21 protein-coding genes are annotated in these 26,437 nt (G+C 43.3%); 12 read left to right on the top strand and 9 right to left on the bottom strand.

Going from position 1 to position 26,437, the window contains the following annotated elements; translation table 11 throughout:
- Positions 1-84: 84 nt before the first annotated feature.
- A complete protein-coding gene (locus AM228_RS19125) occupies positions 85-4,932 on the top strand; it encodes a hybrid sensor histidine kinase/response regulator (RefSeq protein ID WP_054468203.1) in 4,848 nt (1,615 codons plus the stop codon).
- A gap of 180 nt (positions 4,933-5,112) precedes the next feature.
- Here AM228_RS19125 and AM228_RS19120 read toward each other — a convergent pair whose 3' ends face one another.
- From AM228_RS19120 to AM228_RS19105, 4 genes are all read right to left on the bottom strand, one after another.
- The gene (locus tag AM228_RS19120; protein ID WP_054468201.1) at positions 5,113-5,580 is read right to left on the bottom strand and encodes an SRPBCC family protein; all 468 of its coding nucleotides are present in this window, start codon (positions 5,578-5,580) and stop codon (positions 5,113-5,115) included.
- Between the two features lie 171 nt (positions 5,581-5,751).
- The gene (locus AM228_RS19115) at positions 5,752-5,940 is read right to left on the bottom strand and encodes a CPXCG motif-containing cysteine-rich protein (protein WP_054468199.1); all 189 of its coding nucleotides are present in this window, start codon (positions 5,938-5,940) and stop codon (positions 5,752-5,754) included.
- Positions 5,941-6,002: 62 nt separating this feature from the next.
- The gene (locus tag AM228_RS19110) at positions 6,003-7,616 is read right to left on the bottom strand and encodes a radical SAM protein (protein ID WP_054468198.1); all 1,614 of its coding nucleotides are present in this window, start codon (positions 7,614-7,616) and stop codon (positions 6,003-6,005) included.
- Between the two features lie 28 nt (positions 7,617-7,644).
- Complete coding sequence (locus AM228_RS19105) at positions 7,645-7,899, bottom strand: SemiSWEET transporter (RefSeq protein ID WP_054468196.1); 255 nt, start codon at positions 7,897-7,899, stop codon at positions 7,645-7,647.
- A gap of 228 nt (positions 7,900-8,127) precedes the next feature.
- Between AM228_RS19105 and AM228_RS19100 the strand changes: the two genes are divergently transcribed.
- From AM228_RS19100 to AM228_RS19075, 6 genes are all read left to right on the top strand, one after another.
- The gene (locus tag AM228_RS19100) at positions 8,128-9,381 is read left to right on the top strand and encodes a competence/damage-inducible protein A (protein ID WP_054468193.1); all 1,254 of its coding nucleotides are present in this window, start codon (positions 8,128-8,130) and stop codon (positions 9,379-9,381) included.
- Between the two features lie 255 nt (positions 9,382-9,636).
- Complete coding sequence (locus AM228_RS34375) at positions 9,637-9,774, top strand: hypothetical protein (RefSeq protein ID WP_054468191.1); 138 nt, start codon at positions 9,637-9,639, stop codon at positions 9,772-9,774.
- A 5-nt stretch (positions 9,775-9,779) separates the two neighbouring features.
- Positions 9,780-10,271, top strand: a complete 492-nt coding sequence (aroQ, locus tag AM228_RS19090) for a type II 3-dehydroquinate dehydratase (protein WP_054468189.1) — start codon at positions 9,780-9,782, stop codon at positions 10,269-10,271.
- Positions 10,272-11,013: 742 nt separating this feature from the next.
- Positions 11,014-11,901 carry a hypothetical protein gene (locus AM228_RS19085; protein ID WP_156331903.1) on the top strand — a complete coding sequence of 296 codons (888 nt, stop codon included), beginning with the start codon at positions 11,014-11,016 and terminating at the stop codon, positions 11,899-11,901.
- A gap of 405 nt (positions 11,902-12,306) precedes the next feature.
- Positions 12,307-14,871 carry an HD family phosphohydrolase gene (locus AM228_RS19080; RefSeq protein ID WP_054468185.1) on the top strand — a complete coding sequence of 855 codons (2,565 nt, stop codon included), beginning with the start codon at positions 12,307-12,309 and terminating at the stop codon, positions 14,869-14,871.
- A gap of 256 nt (positions 14,872-15,127) precedes the next feature.
- The gene (locus tag AM228_RS19075) at positions 15,128-15,712 is read left to right on the top strand and encodes a hypothetical protein (RefSeq protein WP_054468183.1); all 585 of its coding nucleotides are present in this window, start codon (positions 15,128-15,130) and stop codon (positions 15,710-15,712) included.
- 140 nt (positions 15,713-15,852) lie between these two features.
- On the opposite strand, the gene AM228_RS19070 is transcribed toward AM228_RS19075, so the two are convergent.
- Positions 15,853-16,062 carry a Nif11-like leader peptide family natural product precursor gene (locus AM228_RS19070; RefSeq protein ID WP_054468181.1) on the bottom strand — a complete coding sequence of 70 codons (210 nt, stop codon included), beginning with the start codon at positions 16,060-16,062 and terminating at the stop codon, positions 15,853-15,855.
- 120 nt (positions 16,063-16,182) lie between these two features.
- On the opposite strand from AM228_RS19070, the gene AM228_RS19065 reads away from it, so the two are divergent.
- From AM228_RS19065 to AM228_RS19050, 4 genes are all read left to right on the top strand, one after another.
- Positions 16,183-18,828: a substrate-binding domain-containing protein gene (locus tag AM228_RS19065; RefSeq protein WP_054468179.1), complete on the top strand. Its 2,646-nt coding sequence runs from the start codon at positions 16,183-16,185 to the stop codon at positions 18,826-18,828.
- Positions 18,829-18,849: 21 nt separating this feature from the next.
- Positions 18,850-19,347: a phage tail protein gene (locus AM228_RS19060; RefSeq protein WP_054468177.1), complete on the top strand. Its 498-nt coding sequence runs from the start codon at positions 18,850-18,852 to the stop codon at positions 19,345-19,347.
- A gap of 60 nt (positions 19,348-19,407) precedes the next feature.
- Positions 19,408-20,220: a hypothetical protein gene (locus AM228_RS19055; protein ID WP_054468175.1), complete on the top strand. Its 813-nt coding sequence runs from the start codon at positions 19,408-19,410 to the stop codon at positions 20,218-20,220.
- A 136-nt stretch (positions 20,221-20,356) separates the two neighbouring features.
- The gene (locus AM228_RS19050; protein WP_054468173.1) at positions 20,357-20,821 is read left to right on the top strand and encodes a hypothetical protein; all 465 of its coding nucleotides are present in this window, start codon (positions 20,357-20,359) and stop codon (positions 20,819-20,821) included.
- 262 nt (positions 20,822-21,083) lie between these two features.
- Here the strand turns inward: AM228_RS19050 and hisIE are convergent, their stop codons facing one another.
- The gene (gene hisIE, locus AM228_RS19045; protein WP_054468172.1) at positions 21,084-21,719 is read right to left on the bottom strand and encodes a bifunctional phosphoribosyl-AMP cyclohydrolase/phosphoribosyl-ATP diphosphatase HisIE; all 636 of its coding nucleotides are present in this window, start codon (positions 21,717-21,719) and stop codon (positions 21,084-21,086) included.
- Between the two features lie 204 nt (positions 21,720-21,923).
- Entirely contained in the window at positions 21,924-22,799 is an 876-nt protein-coding gene (locus AM228_RS19040; RefSeq protein ID WP_054468169.1) for a hypothetical protein, read from the bottom strand.
- Positions 22,800-22,951: 152 nt separating this feature from the next.
- Here AM228_RS19040 and hemL point away from each other — a divergent pair, with 152 nt between their 5' ends.
- Entirely contained in the window at positions 22,952-24,250 is a 1,299-nt protein-coding gene (hemL, locus tag AM228_RS19035) for a glutamate-1-semialdehyde 2,1-aminomutase (RefSeq protein ID WP_054468168.1), read from the top strand.
- Positions 24,251-24,640: 390 nt separating this feature from the next.
- Here the strand turns inward: hemL and AM228_RS19030 are convergent, their stop codons facing one another.
- Both AM228_RS19030 and AM228_RS19025 read right to left on the bottom strand, forming a co-directional pair.
- Complete coding sequence (locus tag AM228_RS19030; protein WP_054468166.1) at positions 24,641-25,078, bottom strand: response regulator; 438 nt, start codon at positions 25,076-25,078, stop codon at positions 24,641-24,643.
- A gap of 225 nt (positions 25,079-25,303) precedes the next feature.
- Positions 25,304-26,242, bottom strand: a complete 939-nt coding sequence (locus AM228_RS19025; RefSeq protein ID WP_156331904.1) for an ADP-ribosylglycohydrolase family protein — start codon at positions 26,240-26,242, stop codon at positions 25,304-25,306.
- Positions 26,243-26,437 lie beyond the last annotated feature (195 nt).

Genomic DNA, 26,437 nt, shown 5'->3' with positions numbered 1-26,437 from the left:
ACAAATTAATCTTTTTGCCGACTTTTGAAACCTCACTCACACATAGAAATGGTATAAGCCATGTCGTCGGAACAGAACAAAATCATGGGCTACTTTATTGAGGAAACGAAAGAACACCTCAATACCATAGATCAAAGCTTACTTCATCTGACCATGACGGTCGCAGATCCAGACAAGATCGGCGAAGCTTTTCGAGCGGCTCACTCCATTAAAGGGGGAGCGGCAATGCTTGGTATCAATAGCATTCAACAAATAGCCCATGCACTTGAGGATAGTTTTAAAGTCCTCAAAGAAGTTCCCATTGACATCGATCAAACTCTAGAATCTTTACTTTTATCGACTTTTGATTCCCTAAAACGATTATTTGCTCAGTTCACCAGTGGTCAAGGATTAACGGAACAAGATGCCGCTGAAATCACAGCCAAAGCTGAACCAACGATTAAAGAACTGATGGGCCACTTAAACAGCCTGAACGAAAAACCACGGGTGTTTACTCCGGTTCATGGATCTCAAGCCAGACCCGCTAACCGAGCCGCACCCTTGGACTCGATGATTCAGCCTGCACCGATGAATCAACCAACACTCTTAGAAGATAGCGCACTCCAATTAATTTTTAAAAGTGATGTGCCTAAGTTGTTGCAACTTATGCTAGAAACTTTTAAACAACCAGATACAGCGTCTAGCCGACAACATTTAGGCGAAATTTGCCGTAACTTACTCCAAGCGGGTGAAACGTTTGAACTTCGAGAGTGGAGTGAACTGATTCAAATCGTGACTCTCACCTGCCAAAACACTCACAAAACATATCATGCTCTGGCTCCAGTCATTCTTAAAGAAATTAAACAGGCTCGGCAACTCGTACTTACCGGCAAGTCAACGGAAATTCAACCGAGCCAAGAGCTAAAATTGTTGTTGCCGCCCGTAGTAGCAGAAAATACTTCCATTGATAAAAATACCACTAACCTAAACTCAGAAACATTTATAACAATGACCCCTAATTCCCCCGATTCACCCAATAACTGGTTGATTTCACAACTAGAATCCATAAAAAGTTTATCATCCGACTCAACTTCCTCTGCCCCTAAAAATCCGTCTAAAGTGATTTCTTTGCCAAGTAGTAATACGGGCAAAACTACCTATAAACATTCGGGACAGGAAAAACTCAAAGGACCAGAAGTAGGCATGGACGAACTGAATACGTTAAAAGATTTATTTGACGGTGAAGAAATCGCTGGATGGAATGAAGAATTATTTGCGGAAGCAGAGCAAATTTTACCAAGAGAAAATTTAGCAAATTCAGAAAGTAACTCGGACAAGAATAATGAGGAAGATTTTTCTGATTTATTATTGGATTTTGCTGAGTCAGATTTGCCGGAAAGTAGATCAACTAATTCGCCTAATTATGCCCAATCATTAGAAGCAGAAAATGATGATGATTTCTTTGATGAACTGGTTTTTATTAATGAAAATGAAGCGGATTCAGGAATAAAGTCACAAAAAAATATCGCCGATCAGTCTGATAATTCTTTTGAAGACATCTTTGAAATTGATGACTTAAATGATGCTTCTGATGCCAAATCATCATCATCTGTTTCACAATTTGAGGATTTAAATAGTTTATTTGATGAAGCTTCTGATGAAGAATTAGACATACATTGGGAAAATGAAATTGAAAATATAGGCTCTAAATCAGCGGCAGAAAACCTAGAGATCATCTGGGATGGAGACGATGAAGTTTTCTTCTCAGAAATGAATCAGGATTCGGGTTATAACAGTTCTTCTAATTTAAGTTCGCTGACCATGAGCGAAAGCACTTATATTCAGGATACTCCGGATCTCTCGGAAGATGATTTAGATTTGAGCTTATTGACTGAACTCGTTGACTTAGACACCGATGAAATCGGCGTCGGCGGTATTAATAAGGCTGATTTGAATCCGATGACGGATTCATCGACTAACTTGGACGATGATTTGAGTTATGATGAATTATTTTCGATCGCCGATGAAAATGAATCTGGATTAAGTCTGGAAAGCGATCGCCGCAAGGCATCGATGGCTTCAGCTACAGAATCCTTAGAAGATTTATTTGGAGATTTGTTAGAAAGTGAGAAAAATGTTGAAGAGATATCCGCTCCAAAAGCTGTAACAATTTCCGAGGATTTTGCCGATATTTTTTCAGACCATGAAGTCTCCTTAGATGATTTAGATTTAGAGCATAATTCCCTAGACACCCAGGAAGATGAACCCAAGCTAAATTTCGATTCTGTCGAAACCCCAGAAAAGAGAAAAGCTACCGTAGACTTTTCTGATTTGGATAATCTGTTTAATGATGCAGCTTTTGTTTCCGCAAATTCATCACTGAATTTTGAGGAAATGGAGGAGGAAACAGAGGAATTAGATGATTTAGGACTCAATGATTTAAACTTCGGCAACGAATTTGTTACGAAATTATTAACAAATACCGACCAGGATTCTGCCGATTTAAATTCCCTGTTGGAACGCGAATTAAGCGAATTAAACGAATTATCTTCGGCAAATAATTCCGAATTATTCGATGATTTATTAAGTCCTGAATCTGTAGATATTTTCGATGAATTAGATGCAGGAGCAATTTCTGCCGATGCTTCATCTAATGTCTCAAACCCAGAAGATGAATTTAGTGTTCTCGAAAGTTTGTTGGCTCAAAAATTTGCTCCATCTTCATCTTCCAGCGTCAATTTTAGTGCATTAGAGAAAATTTTAGATCTATCACCTACGGCTTTAAAGGTTGACTTTAATGAACTCGAAGCATTTTTAAATCAAAAAGTCATCCAGAATTCTGAACCGCTTTGGTTGACAGAATTACAAGAGTTTTTAGCACCACAAAAATCAGACCGATTAAAGCCTGCTCAAACCGAGCCAATTAAAGGTAGCGAAAGTTCCAGAGAGAAGTCAACACAAACCTTTAAGACCCACAGTGATTCGACGGCGAAGAAAACCCGGGGTGGCATGACCTATGAAACGATGCGGGTTCCCGTGAAGCAATTGGACAATCTGGGCAATTTAATTGGGGAATTGGTGGTCAACCGAAATACCCTTGAGCAAGACCAGGAACGGATGCGACAGTTTTTGGATAACCTGTTACATCAGGTGCAAAATCTGACGGATGTGGGTCAACGAATGCAAGACCTTTATGAGCGGGTGCTGTTGGAAATTGCTTTGCTGAGTAGTCGCAAAAATCATTTTATGCCCGACGGGAGCTTACAAATCGCTCATTCCACTGGACACGATTTGAGTGTTTTTGAAATGGACAAGTTTACTCCGTTTCATATTCTGGCTCAAGAAATTTTAGAGTTGATTGTCCGGGTTCGTGAGTCCGCTTCCGATATTGAATTTTTGGTGGATGAAACTGACCAAGTAACCCGTCAGCTACGGCAAATTACTAATAAGCTTCAAGAAGGAATTAATCGCTCTCGCATGGTGCCGTTTGCTCAGATTACCGATCGCCTACCTTTGGGGGTACGCAACAACTCGATTAAATTTGGTAAGCAAGTGGAGTTGGTGGTAGAAGGTGCGGAAACTTTGATCGATAAGATGATTCTTGAGAGTCTCAATGACCCGATGACCCACTTGGTTAATAATGCTTTGGCTCACGGGATTGAATTGCCCGAAGAACGGCAAAGAAAAGGTAAACCTCCCACAGGCCGGATTACGGTTCGTGCCTTCCACCAAGGCAACCAAACGGTGATTTCTGTGTCTGATGACGGTGCCGGGATTGATGCGGAACGGGTAAAAGCAAAAGCTTTGGATAAAGGATTAATTACGCCAGCGGAGGCGAAAACATTAAGCCGCTTAGAAGTTTACGATCTGTTGTTCGCGGCTGGATTTAGTACCAAGGATCAAGCCGATGATTTGGCGGGTCGGGGTGTAGGGTTGGATGTGGTGCGGACGAATTTAAGCTCGATTCGCGGCGTGGTGAATACTGATTCTACCCTGGGCAAAGGAACGAGTTTCAGTATTCGTGTGCCTCTGGCTTTTAGTATTTCTAAGGCGCTGATTTGTATCAGCGATCGCGCCCGAATTGCTTTTCCGATGGATGGGGTTGAAGATATGCTCGATGTTCCCCGCGATAAGATTCAAACAGTCTCTAAAGACGATCGAGAGGAAACTTTTATTCCTTGGCGAGATACCATGTTGCCGTTCCGACCTATGCGCGAACTTCTGGTTTACCATCGCCATATGGGACGAGGCAGTGTCTTTGGTGGCAATGCCGAAGAGGATATTATTTCTGTGGTGGTGCTGCGTAGTGCTGGCAATTATTTGGCGTTGCAGGTCGATCAGGTATTGGGCGAACAGGAAATCGTGATTAAGCAGTTAGAAGGCCCTGTTCCCAAGCCGGTCGGTGTTGCTGGGGCTACGGTGATGGGGGATGGTCGAATTGTGGCGATCGCCGATGTCCTTGAGCTCATTGACCTAGCCGCCGGACGCATCACCGATAAAGCCAGTACGATCTGGGAAGATCGGATCATTCCCGAAGAAACCGTTGAAAAAGAACAGCCCACTGTATTGATTGTGGATGATTCGATTACAGTGAGAGAGCTTTTATCCATGACCTTTAATAAAGCTGGGTATCGGGTAGAACAATCGCGAGATGGTCAAGAAGCTTGGGAAAAACTCAAATCGGGTTTGCCTTGCGATATTGTCTTCTGCGATATCGAAATGCCTCGCATGGATGGTTTGGAACTGCTTTCTCGTTTGCAAAAAGATCCCCAACTTTCTCACCTGCCAATGGCCATGCTGACTTCTCGTGGGGCGAAAAAACATATGCAGATGGCGATCGATATGGGCGCACGGGGTTATTTCACTAAGCCCTATCTAGAAGAAGCCCTTTTAGACGCCGCTTCCCGAATGCTCAAAGGAGAGGTTTTAGTCCTTTCCAAGACTGAGGTCTAGTCAATTGCTTGGTCTGTCTTAACAGCCAGGGACTTAAGTCCCTGGCTAATAGCGCAAGTCCTTTAAAAAGGAAGGACTAAATGGAAGACTTGGAAGCTTACGGGAGTCCACCCTTGCGAGAACCCCCGCCTATTTTAATTAAAAACGGTATTACCATGTGCTTCTCTCTGTTCTTTACCATTAAGATTCAGCATGACCAACTCCAGATTCACATTCTTTTTTTGTCACCTGATGGCGATAGCGAAACATATCTTGTAAGCGATCGCAAATAAACCCCCCTAAAAGAATATTGACCAACCAACCCCCCGGTACAGAAAAATCAATCGAATCCGTCAGTCTGGTTTGACCATTCTCAGGCACAAATTCATGGCGATGAGTCCAATTTTCCATTGGCCCAGAGGCTTGTTCATCAATAAATAAGCGATTTTTTTCACAAGCAGTATGACGGGCAATCCAACGCACGGGAATCAGTCCAATAAAAATTAAAAATTCAGAAATTGCCCCCACATCTAAACCTCCCTCTCGACGCACAATTTTAACAGGTTGCCACGGAGGAGTGAGTTTTTGCAAAATATCTGGTTGTTCGTGAAACTTCCAGACGGTTTCTACGGGGGCATTAATTAGAGAACTATAGGAAAATTTTGGCATATTTTGTGATTGATATAGGGGCTTGATTTCGTGATAAAGGAAGCGGGGGAAGAGAGGATAGAGGCTATTAGGATAGATTATAGAGAAAATAGTGACTTTTCTATGCATCTATGCATCTATGCATCTATTCCCTATGCATTGGATCTTTCTGAGATGATCCCATTCAATATGTCAACTTTCAGGGTCACTGCTGATTTCAATATCTAGGGTTTCTTCATGAATTTGAATATATAATACATTTGGTTGACAACAGACTTGGCAATCTTCTACATAAGACTGATAAAACCCCGCACTAATATCGACAAAAGTTAGATTAGTCTCTCCACAATAAGCACAATAATATTCTGCGGTATTTTCCATGATGACGATGATTTATTTACTCCTCAAAAATTAATCGTTATCAAAACCGATCACAAGCGGGACTAATTCATATAAGCTTGAGCGTCGGCTAAGTGTTTTTTTAAGGTGGACAAGGGTAATGGCCCTTGAATATGATGCCAAGGTAAAATGGCTTCGGTTGACCAATCTTCATAGACATAAAAATCTAATTCTGGGAGTTGTCCGCGCAGTTCTTTAAAGGCTCGGCGATAACTGCCTAGAGAGTCCCCGTAGTGGCGAACTAATTCTAGTAAGGCTGAAAGACGGCGATCTCCTCTGGAAATTAAGGTTTGAATCACAGACCAATTATAACTTTCTGGCCGATAATCTATGCCAATGCGTCCGAATTCTTTTTTAAATTTGTTTAACCGCTTTTCCCCTTGACGGTTGACCCCAAACCACTGAAATGGGGTATGAGATTTCGGCACAAAGGTACTACATCCAAAGGTTAAACGTAAACCGGGTGCGGCTTTTTTTAAAGCTTTCATCATGGCGATTGTCTCTTCTAAATCTTCTGGTTCTTCCCCCGGAATTCCCACCATACCGTAAAGTTTTAAACCCGCTAATCCACCGGCTTTCGCATTCACCGCTGCTTGGATAATTTCCGGCTGTTCCAATTTTTTATTAATAATTTGACGCAGCCGTTCTGACCCACTTTCTACGGCAATGGTGAGCGATCGCGTCCCCCGACTAGCCAGAATTTTGGCTAAATCTTCGGTGACAGTATTCGTTCTAACTGAGGCAATACTTAAGCGCACCAGATCAAATTTTGGCTGCCTTAAATACGCCAATAAACTGTTAAATTCAGGATGCTGGGTGACAGAAGCCCCAAGTAATCCAATTCGGTTGGTGAATTGCAAACCACGCTCAATGGCTGGAATCAAAGATTGTTCTAAATTTGCCGTTCTAAAAGGTAAGGTCAGATAGCTGGCTAAACAAAATCTGCACATTTCTGGACAACTTCGCACTACTTCCACCATAAAAATATCCGGCCAAGCAGATCGCTCCGTTACCACCGCAGAAACAGATAAGGTATTTCCCCGATAAGTTTGTTTAGCAATTGTTGCCGGAATGGCTGCATCAATGGGTTTGATCTCCGCGATCGCGCCATCGGCACTGAGATAATTTACTTCATACAAACTGGGAACATAAACCCCTGGAACTTGGGCCAAATGACGCAACTGAATTTTTCGCGCTTGCTTTCTTACTTGTTGATAAGCATCAATAAATTGATCCAGGAGATTTTCTCCATCCCCCAGCAAAATCACATCAAAAAAATCCGCAAATGGTTCCGGGTTGGCAGTCAACACAGGCCCACCCCCAAACACCAAAGGATGACCCTCTTGGCGCTGGTCAGCGCGAATCGGTATCTCTAAAGATTCTAGGAGATTCAAAATATTGACATAATCTAATTCCCAAGAGACAGAAAATCCTAATAGTTCGGGGTTTACAGGGAGGGTTTCGCAGGCGTCGGTAAACAATCGGCTCACTTGGATATCTGGGCGACGGGCAAAAGTTGCCCAAACAATTTGATAACCCAGGCTGGTAATCCCGATACTATATTCATTGGGAAACCCATACACCAAAGGAATGGCATGATTATCGGGGATAGCGGGAGTAAACAAGAGACGTTCGGCATCAAATACGGAATCTGTCATGGTTTTAAGTCAACCTAAATCTGCGTATCTATTTATATTTTAGTTTAAAAGTTAAAATAATTGAAGCTAAAATTAAGGTGATCGAGTTGGCCATAAACACAGCCCAATCTTCGATCAAGATTCCATAGACTAACCAGAGAAAAACCCCAGAAGAAAAAATGGAAAACATCCCCAAAGAAATATCTTTCGTGGATTTTGTTTTCCAAACTTGAATCACTTGAGGCAAAAATGAAACTGTGGTTAAAGTGGCCGCCATAAATCCAATCAAGGAAGTTAAAGTCATAAAATTTATTTTTGTTTGGTGATTTTTGTTTGGTGATTTTTAGACCGTGGATCATTGTTTAGGGAATTGCCGTGAAAAATTATATCGTAATTTTAATTTTCCGTAGATCGGCATAAATTATCTAAAATTGACAATCAATTATCAGCAATCACTAATTTATAATTAGTGATTGTTAATTTTAGAGTATAATAGACAATATCGAATTAAGAATAATCAGAAAATTTGCATATGAGTGCAGAAATTATTTGTATTGGCACCGAATTACTGTTAGGGGATATTCTCAACAGCAATGCTCAGTTTTTAGCCCAGCAACTCGCAGAACTCGGCATTGGTCATTACTATCAAACGGTGGTGGGGGATAACCCAGAACGGATTAAGCGGGTTTTAAAGATTGCCTGCGATCGCTCCCAAATTTTGATTTTCACTGGGGGACTTGGCCCAACTCCCGATGATTTGACCCATGAAACCCTGGCAGACTTTTTTGGGGTGGAGATGGTAGAAAAACCCGAAATTATTGTGGATATTACCGCAAAATTTGCCGCACGGGGAAGAATTATGGTGCTTAGTAACCGCAAACAAGCCTTAATTCCCCAAGGGGCAGAGATTTTAACTAATCTTACGGGCACTGCCCCTGGGATTATTTGGCAACCTCGCCCAAATCTGACTATTCTCACTTTTCCGGGAGTCCCCAGCGAAATGCAGCAAATGTGGCGTGATGTGGCAGTACCCTATTTGAAACGTCAAGGCTGGGGTGAAAAAATTCTCTACAGCCGAACTCTGCGATTTTGGGGCATTGGCGAATCGACTTTAGCGGAGAAAGTTCGACCTTTCTTTGATTTGACCAATCCCACGGTGGCCCCTTATGCCAGTAAAGGTCAGGTGACATTACGCATTTCCAGTTTGGCCGCATCCGCTACTGCTGCCCAGGAGTCGATCGCCCCCGTGGAAGCCCAAATTAAAGCGATCGCCGGTTTAGACTATTTCGGCGCTGATGATGACTCCCTCGCTTCCGTGGTCGGTCAACTGCTGAAACAAAATGGCCAAACCTTAGCCGTCGCCGAATCTTGTACCGGCGGTGGTTTAGGTCAAATGCTCACCGCAGTTCCGGGCAGTTCTGATTATTTTCTCGGTGGCGTCATTTCTTATCACAATTCCGTCAAAACGTCTCTGTTACAAGTCGATCCTGAAGATTTAGAAACTTTGGGCGCCGTCAGCGACAAAGTTGCTCAACAAATGGCCCAAGGAGTTCGGACATCTTTGGGCGCTACTTGGGGCCTCAGCATTACCGGCATTGCCGGCCCTGGGGGTGGCACGGATACTAAGCCCGTGGGTCTGGTTTATATCGGTCTGGCAGGACCCGATGGCGCGATCGAAAGTTTTGCCCAGAAGTTTAACCCCCGACAACCACGGGATTTTATTCGTCATTTGAGTATATGTACTGCCCTAGACTTGCTGAGAAGAAAAATGTTAAGCGTTGCTTAATATTTTTGTAAAGTTTTGTAAAACACTATATATATGGGTTTACTTGCTCAATAAAACATATATGTAGTGTTTTGCTCCGGTACACCGTACTGATATCACTGATTTTTTGTGATTTTTGTCCTTGCTTATTTCGGGAATAATTGGTTATGATCAAAGAAACTAAAGAGAGTTTCTGTCCGATCGGGATATATTCCTGGCTGTTTGTACAGCAAAATCGGCAGAACTCACGGCTGCACTGAAGGAGCTCTCTTTTAAATGGACTTTATAGATCAGGTAATCGAAAAACTTAAAGAAATCGCTCGCAAAGTGATTGAGGCATTACTCGGCCCGGAACCAGAACCAGAACCGGAACTGATTCCGATTCCGGTTGATAGACCATTACGTCGTCGGTAGTCCAGATGGCCCAAGAAAGCGATGGTCAAACCGGGCTGAGTCTTTTGGTGCTGCATGGGCCGAACCTAAACCTTTTAGGGAAACGAGAACCGGGCGTTTATGGCTTGGCTAGTCTCGATGACATTAATAAATTACTCGAAGCCGAAGCGCAACGGTTGCAAGTGAAGGTTTCCCCCTTACAGTCCAACCATGAAGGGGTTTTGGTTGATGCTATTCATGCCGCCGTAGGTCAACACCAAGGGATTTTAATTAATCCTGGGGCTTACACTCATACCAGTGTAGCCATTCGTGATGCGATCGCTGGTGTAGCCATTCCCACGGTAGAAGTTCATTTGAGTAACGTTTACCGTCGGGAAGAGTTTCGACATCATTCATATATCGCCCCAGTGGCGATCGGTCAAATCAGCGGGTTTGGCCCAGAGAGTTATCGTCTGGGTTTGTTGGCATTAGTGCATTATCTTCGATCAACCCAGGTTTTTTGCTCAATGTCGGTGTAAAAGCATATCACATGGGGAATAGTTTTTGATAACTTTTCCTAATTTTATCTTCCAGTCAGGCGGACAAACCAATCTGATGTTAACAAGCATATAAGGATCCTTATATGCTTGTTAAGCATTTGTTATTGCTTATACAGCATTATCCTAATAATTTTTTGTTATTTGTTATTTGTTATTTGTTATTTGTTGGTTGTTGGTTGTTGGTTGCCATAAAGGCTTCGCGAGCGGGCAAGATGGTTGTTGGGTAGGGATTCTTTGGGTAGGGATTCTTTGGGTAGGGATTCTTTGGGTAGGGATTCTTTGGGTAGGGATTCTTTGGTTGTTATTCTTGATCTGTTAACAAATAACAAATAACAAATAGCAAATAATGTTAAAACCAAGGACAAAGGAAAAAAAACACAGGAAAACCCTTGTAAGAGGGATATGGGGGGTCAAGTAATTATCGATCGCCAATGACGTTGTTAAAAAAATTATTTTAAAAATAAATTTTACCCTGTCAAATAGTCAGATTGTTGCATATATTACTGAATATATTGCTGCATATATTTAATCAATGGATTGGTTAGTTTTGATTTAAGGGTTAATTTTTATTTAATCTGAAGAAAAACACTTAGACTTAATTTGTGTTATTGTGTTATAATGTGGGAAGTTGCCTAAAGGATTGATTAAGTGAATTATCCAGAAATTATCAAGTTTTATTAAAAAATGGTGGGCGAGGTCGGGTTTCCGGTAAAATTTAGTGATGGCTTACTCATTATTGAACCGATTTAGAGGAACGTTTATGGGAGTGGCGATCGCCGAAAGCCACGACGGTATCTTGGATTTCGCCGCTCGCGATTCCCTGATAATGATGGAGAGCGCAAAAAGCTTAATTCGCTGTGGTGGGATGGATTTGAGGGATTGGCTACCTCACCAGATCGCCACCGAAAGTGGTGGCATCTCCTTGGCAACGAGATTGTTAGCTTTGCTGCCAATCATTTTGTTTTACCATGAAGATGAATATTGGTTAGAAAAGCAGCTAAAAAACGCCATGAATCATTTGCCAGCGGGTCAATTTAAAGAAGCTGATATCATGGTAATCTGCTGGGCTATCGCCCATGTACTCACCAAAAAAAGGTCTGCAAAAACGACTATTAATGACCTGATTAAAAGTATAGAAAATGCAGGAATAACCGATGACTTAATCGGCAAAAATTTGACAAAAATCAATGGCTTATTGGCAGAATGTCCTAGTTTGGCAACCGTAGGCGATCGGTTAAACAAGAATAATCATTCTGAATCGGCGGCCATTTATCTCGCTCTTTACTGTTTTTTGTCTACTCCAGAACAATTTCAGATTTCAATTCAGCGGGCTGCCCAAACTCACCCAGAACCCAATCTGACTAAGCTTCTCACCGCTGCATTATCCGGGGCTTATAATAGTCACGCTGGAATTACCATGACTAGGCAATTGATGGAATCTAACCATCTGTCTCCCAATCGTTATAATATCCAGCTTATTACCGTGGCCGATCGCCTATATGCCACTTGGCTAGGTCTTTATTCTGTAGACAAGCATATGGAAAAAAACCCATGCCAAAGGCATATGATGATGGTGACAGATCCTCATCAGTTGGTTCCACCTGTTTAATTCCCAAAACCAAACAAAAATTATGGGGGCAGCAAATATCGTCATAAATCCAAAATCTGCACAATTAGTCTGGTTCAAATTGGGGCTTTAATTAGGATTAAAATTGAAACTGAAATTCCTGAAATTGTGGCTTAAATTTATGATTTAAATTGAGAAGCTTATGGGAGAGCAAATGTTATTTATCTATTAGCGGTGGTGAGGGCAAGATTGATGGAGGGTTAGGTTATCAGTTAGAAAAAACTCATCCCTGAACGATTTCTTTATGCTGGGCTGACCGATCATTGATTTACCGATCCGGGCTTAAGATCAAATCGGGGATCATATTTTGTTGCTGCATCTATAATAGAGCCAATGTGAGTTTGGTCTTTGGCTCTCAATCTCTGATAGTTTCGAAGTGCCGTCCCCATGAAAAATATTCAGTCACTCACTAAAACCGTTGAAAAATGGCGGCAAAGCTGCTCCGCACCGGATAGGCAAAAGCCTTCCAGTGACAGCAGCACAAGCCATGCCAAACCTTTGACTAGATCGCTTCAAGATCGCAGTAAGATGAATTTATGGCTTTTACAATTATCTCACCTTAGCCTTGCTGGAGTCAGTCAAACCAATAAGCCGGTTTGTTCTCGCCATAGTAAAGCGCGATCGCCCTTATCGTTGATGTTGGCGGTGATTTGTCTGACCAGTGTCATTGGCACCCGCTTCTACAATCAGCCAAGATTGGCCGTCGGTACACCGGCGCCGAAGACGATTATTGCGCCGAGAACGGCTCGGTTTCCCGATCACAAGACTACCGAAGAGATTCGGAAAGCGGCTCAACGGGGGGCTATTCCGGTCTTGAAGATAGACCCTGACCGGACTGAGCAAATTCAGAAAAGTTTACAACACTATTTGACTCAGGGAGATCAACTCCGAGAAATCCTGGGCATCTATCCTTTTACGCCGACCCAGATATTGTCGGAATCATCCCAACAATATTTAAGGACTGCCAGCCCCTGGGAATGGCTGACCATTCTCTCACAAGTGAAACAAAATCGCCGCCCACAGGGGACACAAAATCCCTCAGAATATTCCGTCAGAAAGCAAGGGTCAGAGAATGTGCCGATTATTGTCCGCTGGGCTTTGAGCAATCGCCTGATTACCGAGTTGGGTAATCAGGCGATCGCCGAACTGAAACTTTACCAACGGCAAAGTGATTCAGAAAGTTTCAATTATTTAATTGATACCATTATCGAGTCTCGTCAGCGCTATTCAAGAGCGATCACCGCTTTGGGAGCCAGCAAATCCAACTCCCCAACACTGATTTACGATCAAACTTTCTTCAATTTGTCCGACGGAGAATGGGAAATCACTAAACAGGGCATCCAACAGACCGCTCAACTGATACTGACTCAAGGCATTCCTGCCGGTCTACCCCAGGAACTGATCAAAAATGCCGTAAAACTGCAACTTCAAACCCAAGTCCCAGCAGGATCTGAAGCATTAGCCACAAGGATCCTCTTAACCAGCTTAAGGCATAACTTGATTGAAGACACTGAGGCCACCAATCACCTTGCTAAACAGGCGGTCGCTGAAGTTAAAACGATCTACGTCAATATTAATGCCGGGGAAGTGATTGTCCAAGCCGGTGAAATCATTGAGCCGAATCATTTGGTGTTACTCGATGGCTTTGGCTTAAGTCAGCGGGGGATTAACTGGATGGGCTTAATCATGTTAGCCGGGGGGGTTGGTATCGGGGTGGGAGTGTTTTGGTTCGTGGAACATCGATATTACTCCCCCCTGCGACGACGAGATCATCTGCTGATCCTACTGCTAACTCTCTCTACCCCGTTACTCTTGTATTTCAAGCTACCGATCGTCAGCTTACCGGCGATCGGTCTATGGATTGGTAACTTTTACGGTTCTACTCTCGCAGGCACCGTCGTCTCACTGATTGGTCTATTGTTACCTGTGGGCATGGAAATAGACGCCGCCATTTTATTCGCCAATGTAGCCGGAGGATTGCTCGGTGGAATTGTGGGCGGAAAAATGCGTACACGGGAAGAATTAGCCCTGTTAGGACTGGGTGTGGGATTGACTCAGGGAATTGTTTATTTGATTGTCACCCTGATTGTGACGGCCACAGCCCCGGCTGTATGGTCTACTATCCTGATGAGTTCTGGGTTACAGGCGCTGCTCGGGGTGGCGTGGAGTATCATTGCCCTGGGTGTCAGTCCTTATTTGGAACAAGGCTTTGACCTGATTACTCCCATTCGTTTGGCGGAATTATCTAACCTGAACCGTCCTTTGCTCAAACGATTGGCGGCAGAAGCGCCAGGGACTTTCCAACATACCCTGTTTGTTTCTAGTTTGGCGGAGGCGGCAGCTAAAGAATTGGGCTGTAATGTCGAACTGATTCGGGCAGGAACTTTGTATCACGATATTGGCAAGATGCACGATCCCCTGGGATTTATTGAAAATCAAATGAATGGGGTGAATAAGCACGATGAAATTAACGATCCGTGGAAAAGTGCCGAGATTATTAAAAAGCACGTGACTCAAGGATTGGTGATGGCCAAGCGGGCTCGCTTACCCAAGGCGTTACAAGCTTTTATCCCGGAACATCAGGGAACGATGCTGATTGCTTATTTTTATCACCAAGCCCAGCAACGGGCAGCGGCTGATGGGCAGCCGTCCGTTGCCGAATCCGATTTTCGCTACGATGGCCCGATTCCGCAGTCCCGGGAAACGGCGATCGTGATGTTGGCAGACTCTTGTGAGGCAGCATTACGCAGTTTGAAAGATGCGACTCCAGAGGAAGCGTTAAGTATGGTGAATAAGATTTTCCGCGCTCGCTGGCAAGATAATCAGCTTGTGGAGTCAGGACTGCGACGAGAAGATATGCCTAAAATTGCGGAAATTTTTATTCAGGTTTGGCAACAGTTTAATCATAAACGGATTGCTTATCCTAAAGCGGCTTTGCAAAGTAAGCATTAGTTATTTATTATTTATAATTGCTTATTTGTTATTTTATTGTTTATTATTTATTATTTGCTATTTGTTGTTTGTTCTTTTTTGTTTGAAGCTGATAACGAATAACTAATGACTAATAACTAATAAATAATGTTTTTTGGCAAATTCGCCAAAAGTCTAATATCTAATTTTTTTTGAAGTCAGTAAGATCGGGTTTGTTAGGTTTCCGGCTAACCTCAACGATAGTTTGACTTCAGTTGCAAAGAAGAGGACTCCGCAGATGAAACGCATTCGCACCAGAATTCAAAAGCGAGATCGGGAAAAAGTTGCTCAAGTAGCGCCTGTGGCAACGGCTTTAGAGTCCCGTCCTTTTGATTTAGAAAAAGAATCTTCTGACACAGATAATGTTCCAGAGTTGCAAGGGAAAGAAGAACTTGGAGCAAGCTTGGGTCATAGCCTGGGGAATATTAGCATCTCTGCGAAAGAGACGGCAGAAGAAGAAACGGGGATGCTTCAGGCTAAAGAAGAGGAGGACTCGGCAGAGTTAGTTCCCGAGGAAGAGGAAGCGACCCCGGAAGTTCAGGCTAAAGAAGAGGAGGACTCGGCAGAGTTAGTCCCCGAGGAGGAGGAAGCGACCCCGGAAGTTGAGGCTAAAGAAGAGGAGGATGTTCAGGTTCAGTCTGAAGAGGAGGATGACCTGATGCAGCAAGCTCAAGAGTTGTATGAGAAGTTGTTAGCGGGAGATGAAGCGGCGATCGCGAATTTACAAGAGTATGGCCTGGATCCAGAAAATGTTCAGACTTTAGCTCCAGAAGAGGCGATCGCTGCCATTCAGGAAGCCTTGAAAACTACGGTTTCGGAGTAAATATATAGGGTCAAGCCCGTTGACGATTGATACTGAGTCGAGAGAAATCTTAGAGGCTGGGTTTCAAGATTCAACCCAGCCTGAAGCCGTCAAAAAATGTCTAACAATTGTCAAAAAATGTCTAGCAATTGTTAGACATTTTAAATCCCAGGAATTTCTGACAATTTAGACTTTAATTCCTCTACTTCAAAACGGGTGGCTTGTTTCCATTCTTCAACGGTAAAACTATAACCCATTTCTCCGGCCATTTGTACTAAGGTTTCCAGGTTCGGCGCTGAGTTTAACTTCTCTTTGATCTCAGGATATTGTTGCACGGTTCTAAATAGTCTTACGACTTCTTCTACTGCCATTATTTTCGGCTCCTTTGCCCTTTGATATTTATAATTATATAAGGTTAATTATAGCTTAGGTTGACAGATTAGGTTGACTACAGATTAAACCGATTAAACCGATTAAATCGATTAAACATTATGAGCGATAACATTGGGAAACAATTACTCACAGAAGGGAAAAGAAGAGAAATTGCTAAATTGACTAGCCAAATCTCTTCTAGGCAAAATCGCTTGTTTTATTCAGTGACGCGCCTGGTGCCAAGACCATTTCAATGGATAGTTCCCATTGTTATGGAAAATCTGAAAAAGTCGCAGATTAAGCTCGATAAGCTTCCCGGTGTTAACAAACTGAAAAAATCTAAAAGATTCACTAAGCTGATTAAAAAGTTACCGAAATCAGTTAGAGATAAATTTGCTGGGGAATTAGAAACTCAGGAAACTGAACTGAATCTGGAAGAAACGATGACAGAGGAGGCAGTTAAACCAAGGATTGTTAAACCACTTTATGTGAAATATGCTTGTGAAGTGGGAAATCCTTTATTTTGTGATTTTCCTCAGCAAACTGTTGAGCAAATTGCTGATGCTAAATCTTGCCAAAAATGTCGGTTTCCGGCTTTGTTAGCCCCGGAAACTAAGATTCGGGGTTCTAAAGAAATCTATCAAATCGACAATTACCTGGGACACCGAGGAATTGGGAGATTTTATCAGGCGGTGCAAATTTCAAATCAAGAAGCATTAATTATTAAAGAGTATTTGTTACCAAAGCGTTATTTTTCCCCAACAGAAACTAGACAGTTGAAAGAAATTTTTTTGCGAATCGGCGGGTTTAATTTAGCAGATAATCGATTTCAAGATTTTCGGCTGATTCTGCCTTCGGAGGCGATCGCTGATGCGAACCAAGAACGCTGCTATCTAGTTTACCATACTAATTTATACACTGCCCCAACTTTGGCCAGTTACTTAGAACAAACTGGGGCAATGACCAGCAGGGAAGTCTACCAGGTTCTTAGCCAAGTTCTCCAAAGTTTAGATTGTTTACATCGGCAAAAGTTTCGCTTGCGATCGGGATTAGTTCGCCAAGGCATCCCTCACGGAAATCTGAATCTGGAAACGTTGATTATTGTGCCGAATTTACAGGGGTTTTTTATTTATCTTTGCGATCCGGCTTTGTGGGAAGATTTGTTTTATCCTGAACCGAATCAAGTGCCAGCCCGATCGCTTAAACAAGATTTAAAAGATTTGGGGAATTTGGCTTTTTATTTGTTAGCCGGTGATTCTATAGATCGGACAATGGGTTATCCTTTAGATCCAATGCTAGACGCAAACTGGCCAGAGTCGGTGAACCCAGAGTTAAAAAACTTTATTTTTAATTTGATGGAGTTGGGCGATTCTCTACCCTACGGGAAGGCGGAACGTCTACGGGATAGCTTCGCTTCACGCCAATTTGACAGCGCGGAAATGGCTAGATTAGCTTTGTTAAAAATTTCGGTAAATTTGGTGGAGAAGGTTGAATTTACCGAGGTAGAAAAGCCCGTAGAAGAAAAAAAGAAACGGAATTGGCGGCAAATTCTTTTGTGGATAGTCGGGATTTCTAGTGTGTTGCTAGTTGGTTATTTAATTTGGTTTTTCCTGGTTCGCGATCGCAGTCAAATAAAGGATTCATCGGTGGTCTGTTGTGTGGATCGAGTGTCCGGTTTTCCCACGGGAATTTTTTCCTATACGGCGAAGCAAAATGACACTTGGCATCGGGTTTTATTAGGAGAAAATCTAATTCGCCAAGGAACCACTTTACAGGAGGAGTTAGCCAAACGCTTAAACCCTCCGGCGAAAGATGGTCAGGAACCGCCTCAGATCCAGTTGATTTATCTACCTCAAGCTTCGGCAACAGATGCGATCGCTAAAGTTCGTAACCGAGAGGCTTATTTTGCCATTTCTAATCTGGTCAGCGTGGAAAAGTTCTATCGAAATCTGATCTATCGAGATTTGGACTATAAAATTATCGGCTATGATAGCTTAGTCTTTTTTGTCGCTTTTGGGTATAACCAACGAGAAAATAGTATTCCCACTTATTTAAATGGCCAGATTACTTTTGAGCAACTGCGTCAACTGTACACGGGTAAAATTACCAATTGGCAAGAATTGGGTGGGCCAGATATGCCGGTGAAATTATATATCCCTAATCAACCAGAAGCGGTGGAACTTTTCGAGGATGTGGTGCTGCAAGATCGTAACTTGATTCGGGAGTTTCAAGCTTTACAAAAGTCTCAACAGTCTGAACAACAAGCAAATAGTTTTGTGCAGATACAACCGGCGATCAGTCAGCCGAATAGTATGACTGAGCTGCTGCGAGGGATTATCGGAGATTTTGAACAAGAACAACCCGTAGGCGCGATCGCCTTTGGCCCTTTCAGCCAAGTATTTAATCAATGTTCCGTCTATCCTTTAGCCTTACAAGCAGACCAAAAAACACCGATTTCCCCGCTAATCCAAAACAATCAACAACCGATTACGCCCGCCAATGACTTATGTAATAATAAAGGCAGTTATGGCCCGAATTTACCAGAATTAATTTCCCAACGCTATCCCCTAGTTTATCCTCTGGCTTTAGTCTATTTAAAAGACAATCGTCTATTACCAGTAGGGCAAAAATTTGGCGAAGTTATGAGAACGGTAGAAATGCAGCGTTTACTCACTCAAACAGGTTTAATTCCTATTAAAGACCTGTCGATTCCCAGGCAAAATCCAGAAACAATCCAGAAAAAAAATTCCAAGAACATAAAATAAATATTTCCAGGGGTTTTGATTATGGCCGATACACATGGGCTAAACTATGTCACCGCTAATCGTTTTTACATAGAAATGCAGCCAGGAAACAGCCTGACGGCTTGTTTTAGCGAATGTTCCGGTTTAAGTGTTAACTTAAAATATGAGACTTACTTTGAAGGAGGAGTTAACGATCAACAGCGAATTATTCTGGGACATAAAGAATTCTCTGATGTGACTTTAAAGCGGGGAATTACTGACGATCTGGCTTTTTGGGATTGGGCAACAGGCTCACCCCCGAAACGTCGCAATATTAATATTTTATTGTTTAATCAAGCTGGTGAAACGATACAATGTTGGCGACTAATTGGGGCGGTTCCGGTTGCGTGGAAAACTGAGGGACTACAAGCGAACTCATCGAGTCTTGCTATTGAAGAATTGACGATCGCCTATGAGGGATTAAATGTGCAAGCGAAGACCGCTGGAGGTGGTGTGACTGAACTCAGTGCGCGGGATGGGACGGGTTTCTTTCCTCAGTAGTTGTATTTAGCGGCCATTTTCATCATGAATTTTAGATAGAATAAACCATAATAAAATAATATGATTCCCGTAAAACCTCTCGGTCTGCAAAATCCTTTACTACCCTCTAAACCTTTAGGTGAAAATCACCGATTATCCACGGTGTTTTTACCCGAAAATTTTGGGGATATTTCCTCAGAGTTTGTGCCAGAGGAAGCGATTGAGTCTCGCTCTAAGTCTGTCCCAAGATTTCCGCCCAATGATGACGGGGTGACAGAGGAAGATAAAGGTGAGAAGTATTCAGCCCTTGTTGGGGAAAATGCGGCAGAGCAACGGCGGTCAAACTTGAGTGCAAAACTTAGTCAAAATGCTTGGCCTACAGTGGTGGAATCTTTGAGTCAAATTCGCCCTTTGAATGAGGCTACAATGGAATTATCCAGGGCGATCGCCCCAGAAATTGTGTTTGATCTCCCAGGCAGCAATAACAGTCTGGTTCCCAGGCCAAAAAATGCTTCTGGGTCTTTATCGGCTAATTCAGAATTGCCAAATTCTTGGTCAAGTCTGGCTGACTTACTAGACAATATTAGTGAGAGTAATCTTGATAATTTTCCCCAGGAGGAAATTATTTTCACTCCCACGGGGTTTCAGCGGCAAAATTCTGATGAGAAAGCCAAGCAGCGTCAGTCCTCTGGGCCATCTTCTCCCCAAGAAGATACTTACGCGCCCTCGGTGATTCAACCTGTGACCCTGACTTCTCCGTATTTGGCTTCAGAACCCGAACTCCCGGATAATTTAGATGCGATCGCCCGCGAAGTTTACCGTCGAGTGGTTGCTCGCTTGCAAATCGAACGAGAACGTAATGGGCGATCGTATTCCGGTCGTTTACCCTGGTGAACTTAGGTTAACTGGACTTACGCATTTATTCAATCAATGGGGGCAACCACGGGGGGAATTGCCCCTACAAAATCCTGAACAATTGCCGGTTTCCCGGTTATAAATTCCTCTTGAAATCCTGATTAAAAAAATCATTATGGCAAATTCAGCAGCGTCTGGCAAACTCGAAAAAGCAAAACTAATTTCCCAAGAAAGTGACACGATCGAGTTTATGTTTAATCCGAATGAATTGGTTTTTCAAAGATCCATTCAGGTGAATGCCAGTAAAGGCGCCCGCACCAAAAGGGGTCTGCCAAAAGTCAGTTTTGCCTATCCAGAACCTTACACTCTGACGATTAGCAATATTGTTTTTGATACTTATGAAGATGGCAGCAATGTTATGGATAAGTATATTAATAAACTGAAAAAATCTGTAGAATTTGCTACGAAAGGCAGCGGCAAAGATAAACGTCCTCCAATTTATGTGTTTACCTGGGGACAACAGCAATACATCCGCTGTTTTGTGCAGCAAATAAGTTATAGATTGACGCGATTTTTACGGGATGGGACTCCGGTACAAGCGCGAGTTGATTTGACCTTAACAGAAGTGGATCAAGTTTGAGGTTTTGTTTTTGAGGTTTTGGTTTAGAAATTTCAGATATTTCAGATATTTTAGAAATCGGGTTTCTGAATAGGTTTCTGACAGCGATGCTGAAATTATTACCGAAACCCGATTTTTTTGCTCCTAGTTTTTGCTCCTAGTTTTTGCTCCTAGTTTTTGGCCGATATTTGATGGTTTCTGGCTAACCCGCGATCGCCTAAAAGGTTGCGATCGCGGATGAAACATCGCCTAAAAGATGAGGCTATTGATGGGGCTAATTGACTTATCCTCGGCGTTCTTGCAATTTGCGATAAACCGCTCTTAAGGGAACATTATGATGAGCTAATGCCACCATTGCATGATAAAATAAGTCAGCTACTTCCCCGGCAATTTCTTCGGGATTATCATCTTTACAAGCCATCACCACTTCGGCACTTTCTTCGCCAATTTTCTTGAGGATTTTATTATCCCCACCGGCCAATAGTTTACAAGTATAAGAGGATTCATTGGGATTATTTTTGCGATCGCAGATTACCTCAAATACCTGAGATAATGTATCGGCTGGGGGGGCAGAAATTTGCCCATCGACTTGATGAAAACAACTGCGTTCCCCGGTATGACAGGCAATATCGCCGATTTGCTCGATGCCAATTAGTAGGCAATCGCTATCACAATCGTAGCGCAGAGATTTGACTTTTTGGATATGTCCAGAAGTCGCCCCTTTATGCCACAATTCTTGCCGCGATCGGCTCCAATACCAGGCTTCCCCAGTTGCCAAAGTTTTTTGCAATGATTCCTGATTCATCCAAGCCATCATTAACACGGTGCCATCGAGATAATCTTGGGCGATCGCGGGGACTAATCCTTGCTCATTGTAACGAATTTGTTCTACAGGAATTGCGGTATTGAAATTTTCCATAATTAGTTGTTAGTTGTTAGTTGTTAGTTGTTGGTTGTTAGTTGTTGGGTAGGGATTCTTTGGTTGTTAGTTGTTTTTTGTTGGTAGTTGATTGTTCATTGTTGTTGGTTGGTGGTTGGTGGTTGGGTAGGGATTCTTTGATTGTTGAATTTGCCCAAACAACAACCAACAAAGAACTAAAGAACAAAGAACAACCAACAATTATTAATAGAATACCGTATTTTTAATTTTATCACTCCATTTATCCCCAAAATGCTGAATTTCTAAAAAATTGGCATTTGCTGGAGCGGGCTTATAAATTCTAAAAGTCCGGGCTAAACCGAGGGATGCCGCACTTTCTAGAGGGCCAAAAAATCGACAATCGATTTGGCCAAAATAATCTTGAATCGCCCAATACTCCATTTGCTTTTGATTTAAAAAGAAACAACCAGAGTGGGGGTTTTCTGCCCGTTTGATGACAATTTCTTCACCCATCAATCTGGCTAAAATGGTTAAATTATCGGTAAAATAATGGGCAAACTCTCCCGGTTGACCCGTTTTAAATAGTAGTTCTGGATCGATATAGTTTTTTCTAATTAAATTCGCTTCTTGCACCCATTCAAAGCGATTCGGCTGAAGTACCCACCCATCCCCGACCGATGAATTAAACCAACGCAACTTTTGAAAAAAAGCCGGATCGTGTAAAATTAAATCATCTTCTAAATAACCGTAATAATCATAAGCACCCAGATTTTTTTTCAGGATACCATGACATTGAAACCCTAATAACATCGGATCGCAGTCCGTGGGATGGTGTTGATAAAAATCCGAGGTCACCGGAAGGCGATCGAGCACATGAAGTCCTTGAGTGGTGGCAATGATAATATCCACTTGCATCGATGGATTTTGGTTCGCCGGTAATTGGTAGAGTTGATGGCGATCGTACTTAAAATAAATCTGATCCGACCCATACAGACCATGCAAGGCTCTAACACATTCAGTCAAAGCCAAAATTCTCGGCTGTGGATCGGCGCTTAAAGACGCATATTTTCCACCGCCATCAGGATTAAAAACATGGGGAATTACGATCAGGACACGCATTTTACTTATGGCTAATTAATCTTGAAATTCACTCTGTCACCGATGATCCATCTCCATGAGATAATCGATTCTTGTGTTGTCGGGGCGATCGCCCTTGCAACTAACTCAAAATCCGCACAGTGTACATATTCGTCCAACCAAGGAGAAGCACTTTGGTGACAACTACCTTTAATACAAAAAGATCCGAAGAAATTTTCGCAGACGCACTTAAACTGATGCCTGGGGGAGTGAGTTCCCCAGTTCGCGCCTTTAAATCCGTTGGCGGTCAACCGATCGTCTTTGACCGGGTACAGGGCCCTTATATTTGGGATGTAGACGACAACCAATACATTGATTATGTTGGCACTTGGGGGCCGGCGATCTGTGGCCATGCCCATCCCGAAGTCATTGCCGCTCTCAAAGCCGCCTTGGAAAAAGGCACCAGCTTTGGCGCTCCCTGTGTGCTGGAAAACGTCCTCGCCGAAATGGTGATTGACGCAGTTCCCTGCATTGAGATGGTGCGATTTGTCAACTCTGGAACTGAAGCTTGTATGTCAGTCCTGCGGTTGATGCGAGCCTTCACCGGACGGGAAAAAATTATTAAATTTGAAGGCTGCTACCACGGTCACGCCGATATGTTTTTAGTCAAAGCAGGGTCAGGGGTGGCCACCCTCGGCTTGCCTGACTCTCCCGGCGTTCCCAAGTCTACCACCACCAATACCCTCACCGCACCTTATAACGACTTAGAAGCGGTCAAAGCCTTATTTGAGGAAAACCCCAATGAAATTGCCGGGGTGATCCTCGAACCCGTGGTGGGCAACTCTGGGTTTATTCCTCCAGATGCGGGATTTTTGGAAGGATTACGGTTACTCACCCAAGAATATGGGGCGTTATTGGTGTTTGATGAGGTGATGACCGGATTTCGGATTGCTTATGGCGGAGCCCAGGAAAAATTTGGCGTTACCCCCGACTTGACTACCTTGGGTAAGGTAATTGGTGGCGGGTTGCCCGTGGGCGCTTACGGCGGTCGTGCCGATATTATGTCAATGGTGGCTCCCGCAGGCCCGATGTATCAAGCAGGCACTCTTTCGGGAAATCCTTTGGCCATGACTGCGGGGATTAAGACCCTGGAGTTACTCAATAAACCAGGGACTTATGATTATCTGGAAAAGATTACTAAGAAGTTGAGTGATGGCTTGTTGGCGATCGCCAAAGAAACCGGCCATGAAGCTTGTGGTGGTAGCATCAGCGCCATGTTTGGTTTCTTCTTTACCGCCGGCCCCGTGCATAATTACGAAGATGCCAAAAAATCCGATTTAAGTAAATTTGGTCGCTTCCATCGGGGAATGCTGGAACGGGGAATTTACTTAGCGCCTTCTCAATTTGAAGCTGGCTTTACTTCTCTGGCACATACCGAAGAACATATCGATCGCACCTTGGCCGCTGCCCGTCAAGTGATGTCTCAATTGTAAGGGATTCAAGTCAGTAGAGTAGAACTCTGCGCGAGGGGGTAATTGGGCAAATTTTGGGCAAATTTTTCCCGGATTTGTCGCCGCGTTTTTCTCACCCCCTAAAATATAGCGAGGACTTACGCAGTCAGTCAGAAATTTTTTCTTGGGAGATGCTTGAGAATGTTCCCCTCGCTCCAATGGCGTTGTCTTGCGTAAGTCCTCAGCGGGATTCCCGTAACGGGGATCCGCGTTGCGCGAACCCGCAACCCGTTGCGGATGCAACATCGCACTCAACAAATCCGCCCACTCTACCGATCGACGGTAAGTTGATCGACTCACTGACGATTGGCGTCCGGTTTGCCGGGGTTATAGTCGTGACATCTCCAGCCATTCCTGAGCGGCATTGTCCCCTTAAATCGACGGTAGCTGGACACACTTGAGCCAAAATTCGCCCAATATTTCCACAACATTAGCGAAATCATCCAACTCCACAGGTTTATGCACATAACAATTCGCGTGGAGTTGATAGCCCATCAAAATTTCCTCCCAATTTTCTGAATCCGTCAGCACAATCACCGGAATAATTTTGAGTAAATCGTCACTTTTAATCCGGGCTAAAAAATCTCGCTCATTCGTCTCCTGACCATTCACATTCAGCAAAATCAGGTGAGGAAGAGGTGAAACAGCATTGTCGTTTTTCTGAGTTAAAAAATTGAGGGCATCTTGGGGATCATTCACGAAATGAACCTGATTTTTTGGCGAAATTTTTGCCAAAGTTTTCAGGATGACCTCTTGAAACCGAGGATTCCCTTCGATCACTAAAATATGTTGACTTTTGTCACGGATCATTTGGGCAAAAACCAGAAAAATTTCAATAATTAATGAGCAAGTCTAGACGCCAAATCCCCAATGGATAACTCATGCAAATGCCCAAATCATTGTTTTACCATCATTCAGTGATCTAAAATAATGATCTAAAATAATCTGGCTTTCCGAGAAGGTTTCGGGGAATCAGTCATATGCATAAATTGATCTCTCGATTTATAATTGTCGGGAGATTTTCGCCACGAATCATCAGGACGAAAGAGAAACATCCAAACGATTCGCTAGTTTGATAATATCGTCTTTTCTGGCAATTTGATCTACCCATTCTTGGGGAATATTTTCAAACCCATAATAAATTCCCGCTAAACCCCCGGTGACGGCGGCAGTGGTGTCGGTATCTTGTCCTAAATTTACCGCTTTTAACACCGCGTCCGCATAGTTATCGGTATTGAGTAAACACCACAGAGATGCCTCTAAGGTATCAATCACATATCCACTAGAATGAATTTCATTGATGCTGAGGCGGTCAATGTCTCCATTAAATACCCGTTTAAAATGACTAAGTTCCTGAACATAGGGGGCGGATTGATAGAGGGGACTAATATTTTCTAGTCCTTGCAGATAGGCAGATTTTAAATCTTTTCCTTGTAATAAATTGATGGCAATACTCAGATAAATTCCACAGGCTATCAGCGATCGCGGATGAGCATGAGTAATCCCTGATACTTGATGGGTTCGGTCAATTAACTCGGTAAACGGTAGATTTTTATACAGAAATGCCATCGGCAAGATTCGCATCAGAGAACCATTGCCGTTGCTGCGATCGCTCCTTGCCCCCGACTCAGACGGTGGGGCGCCGTGTTGTAAATTCCAAATCGCTTGTAAGGTCGTATTGCCAATATCAAACACTTCCCAATGGGGTGTCCAATAACGCTCACGAAACCAGCGACAAAAAGAACGGGCGATCGCATTTAAATCAAAACCCTGACACAAAGAATCCGCCAAACAAAAAGTCAGAGAACTATCATCAGACCAAGTACCCGGTGGCTGATTGTATGTCCCCCAACCGATCATCGCTGTCACCGGATTTTTTAGGCGATCGCCACGGGAAGTAAACTCCACGGGCACCCCCAAAGCATCGCCCACACAAACACCCATCAACCCTGACAAAACCGGAGAACCCTGCATCATCTTCATTCACCTTCAATTTTTTTCATTATTGTATTTTGACTGGTTTATCGGTGTGGGGCTGCCATCGGGTGCAGGCCCTTCGACCCTTCCACAGGCTCAGGGCTCAGGGTAAGAGGTGCATGGGGGCATGGGGGCAGGGGTGCATGGGGGCAGGGGAGCCACTCCTGTGCGCCTCCGCTCCTGTGCGCCTCT

This window comes from Planktothricoides sp. SR001, assembly GCF_001276715.1.
Classification (GTDB): Bacteria; Cyanobacteriota; Cyanobacteriia; order Cyanobacteriales; family Laspinemataceae; genus Planktothricoides; species Planktothricoides raciborskii.
The sequence above is the reverse complement of the archived record's forward strand: the minus strand, read 5'-3'. Positions and strand labels throughout refer to the sequence as shown.

Coding starts and splice junctions, on each gene's coding strand:
- AM228_RS19025 (WP_156331904.1), bottom strand. CDS start 26,242: ATGCAGGGTTCTCCGGTTTTGTCAGGGTTGATGGGTGTTTGTGTGGGC.
- AM228_RS19115 (WP_054468199.1), bottom strand. CDS start 5,940: ATGGAAAATACCGCAGAATATTATTGTGCTTATTGTGGAGAGACTAAT.
- AM228_RS19110 (WP_054468198.1), bottom strand. CDS start 7,616: ATGACAGATTCCGTATTTGATGCCGAACGTCTCTTGTTTACTCCCGCT.
- AM228_RS19125 (WP_054468203.1), top strand. CDS start 85: ATGGGCTACTTTATTGAGGAAACGAAAGAACACCTCAATACCATAGAT.
- AM228_RS19065 (WP_054468179.1), top strand. CDS start 16,183: ATGAGCGATAACATTGGGAAACAATTACTCACAGAAGGGAAAAGAAGA.
- AM228_RS19055 (WP_054468175.1), top strand. CDS start 19,408: ATGATTCCCGTAAAACCTCTCGGTCTGCAAAATCCTTTACTACCCTCT.
- AM228_RS19085 (WP_156331903.1), top strand. CDS start 11,014: ATGGCTTACTCATTATTGAACCGATTTAGAGGAACGTTTATGGGAGTG.
- AM228_RS19100 (WP_054468193.1), top strand. CDS start 8,128: ATGAGTGCAGAAATTATTTGTATTGGCACCGAATTACTGTTAGGGGAT.
- AM228_RS19105 (WP_054468196.1), bottom strand. CDS start 7,899: ATGACTTTAACTTCCTTGATTGGATTTATGGCGGCCACTTTAACCACA.
- aroQ (WP_054468189.1), top strand. CDS start 9,780: ATGGCCCAAGAAAGCGATGGTCAAACCGGGCTGAGTCTTTTGGTGCTG.
- AM228_RS19050 (WP_054468173.1), top strand. CDS start 20,357: ATGGCAAATTCAGCAGCGTCTGGCAAACTCGAAAAAGCAAAACTAATT.
- AM228_RS19060 (WP_054468177.1), top strand. CDS start 18,850: ATGGCCGATACACATGGGCTAAACTATGTCACCGCTAATCGTTTTTAC.
- AM228_RS19075 (WP_054468183.1), top strand. CDS start 15,128: ATGAAACGCATTCGCACCAGAATTCAAAAGCGAGATCGGGAAAAAGTT.
- AM228_RS19070 (WP_054468181.1), bottom strand. CDS start 16,062: ATGGCAGTAGAAGAAGTCGTAAGACTATTTAGAACCGTGCAACAATAT.
- hisIE (WP_054468172.1), bottom strand. CDS start 21,719: ATGGAAAATTTCAATACCGCAATTCCTGTAGAACAAATTCGTTACAAT.
- AM228_RS19040 (WP_054468169.1), bottom strand. CDS start 22,799: ATGCGTGTCCTGATCGTAATTCCCCATGTTTTTAATCCTGATGGCGGT.
- AM228_RS19030 (WP_054468166.1), bottom strand. CDS start 25,078: ATGATCCGTGACAAAAGTCAACATATTTTAGTGATCGAAGGGAATCCT.
- AM228_RS19120 (WP_054468201.1), bottom strand. CDS start 5,580: ATGCCAAAATTTTCCTATAGTTCTCTAATTAATGCCCCCGTAGAAACC.
- AM228_RS34375 (WP_054468191.1), top strand. CDS start 9,637: ATGGACTTTATAGATCAGGTAATCGAAAAACTTAAAGAAATCGCTCGC.
- AM228_RS19080 (WP_054468185.1), top strand. CDS start 12,307: ATGAAAAATATTCAGTCACTCACTAAAACCGTTGAAAAATGGCGGCAA.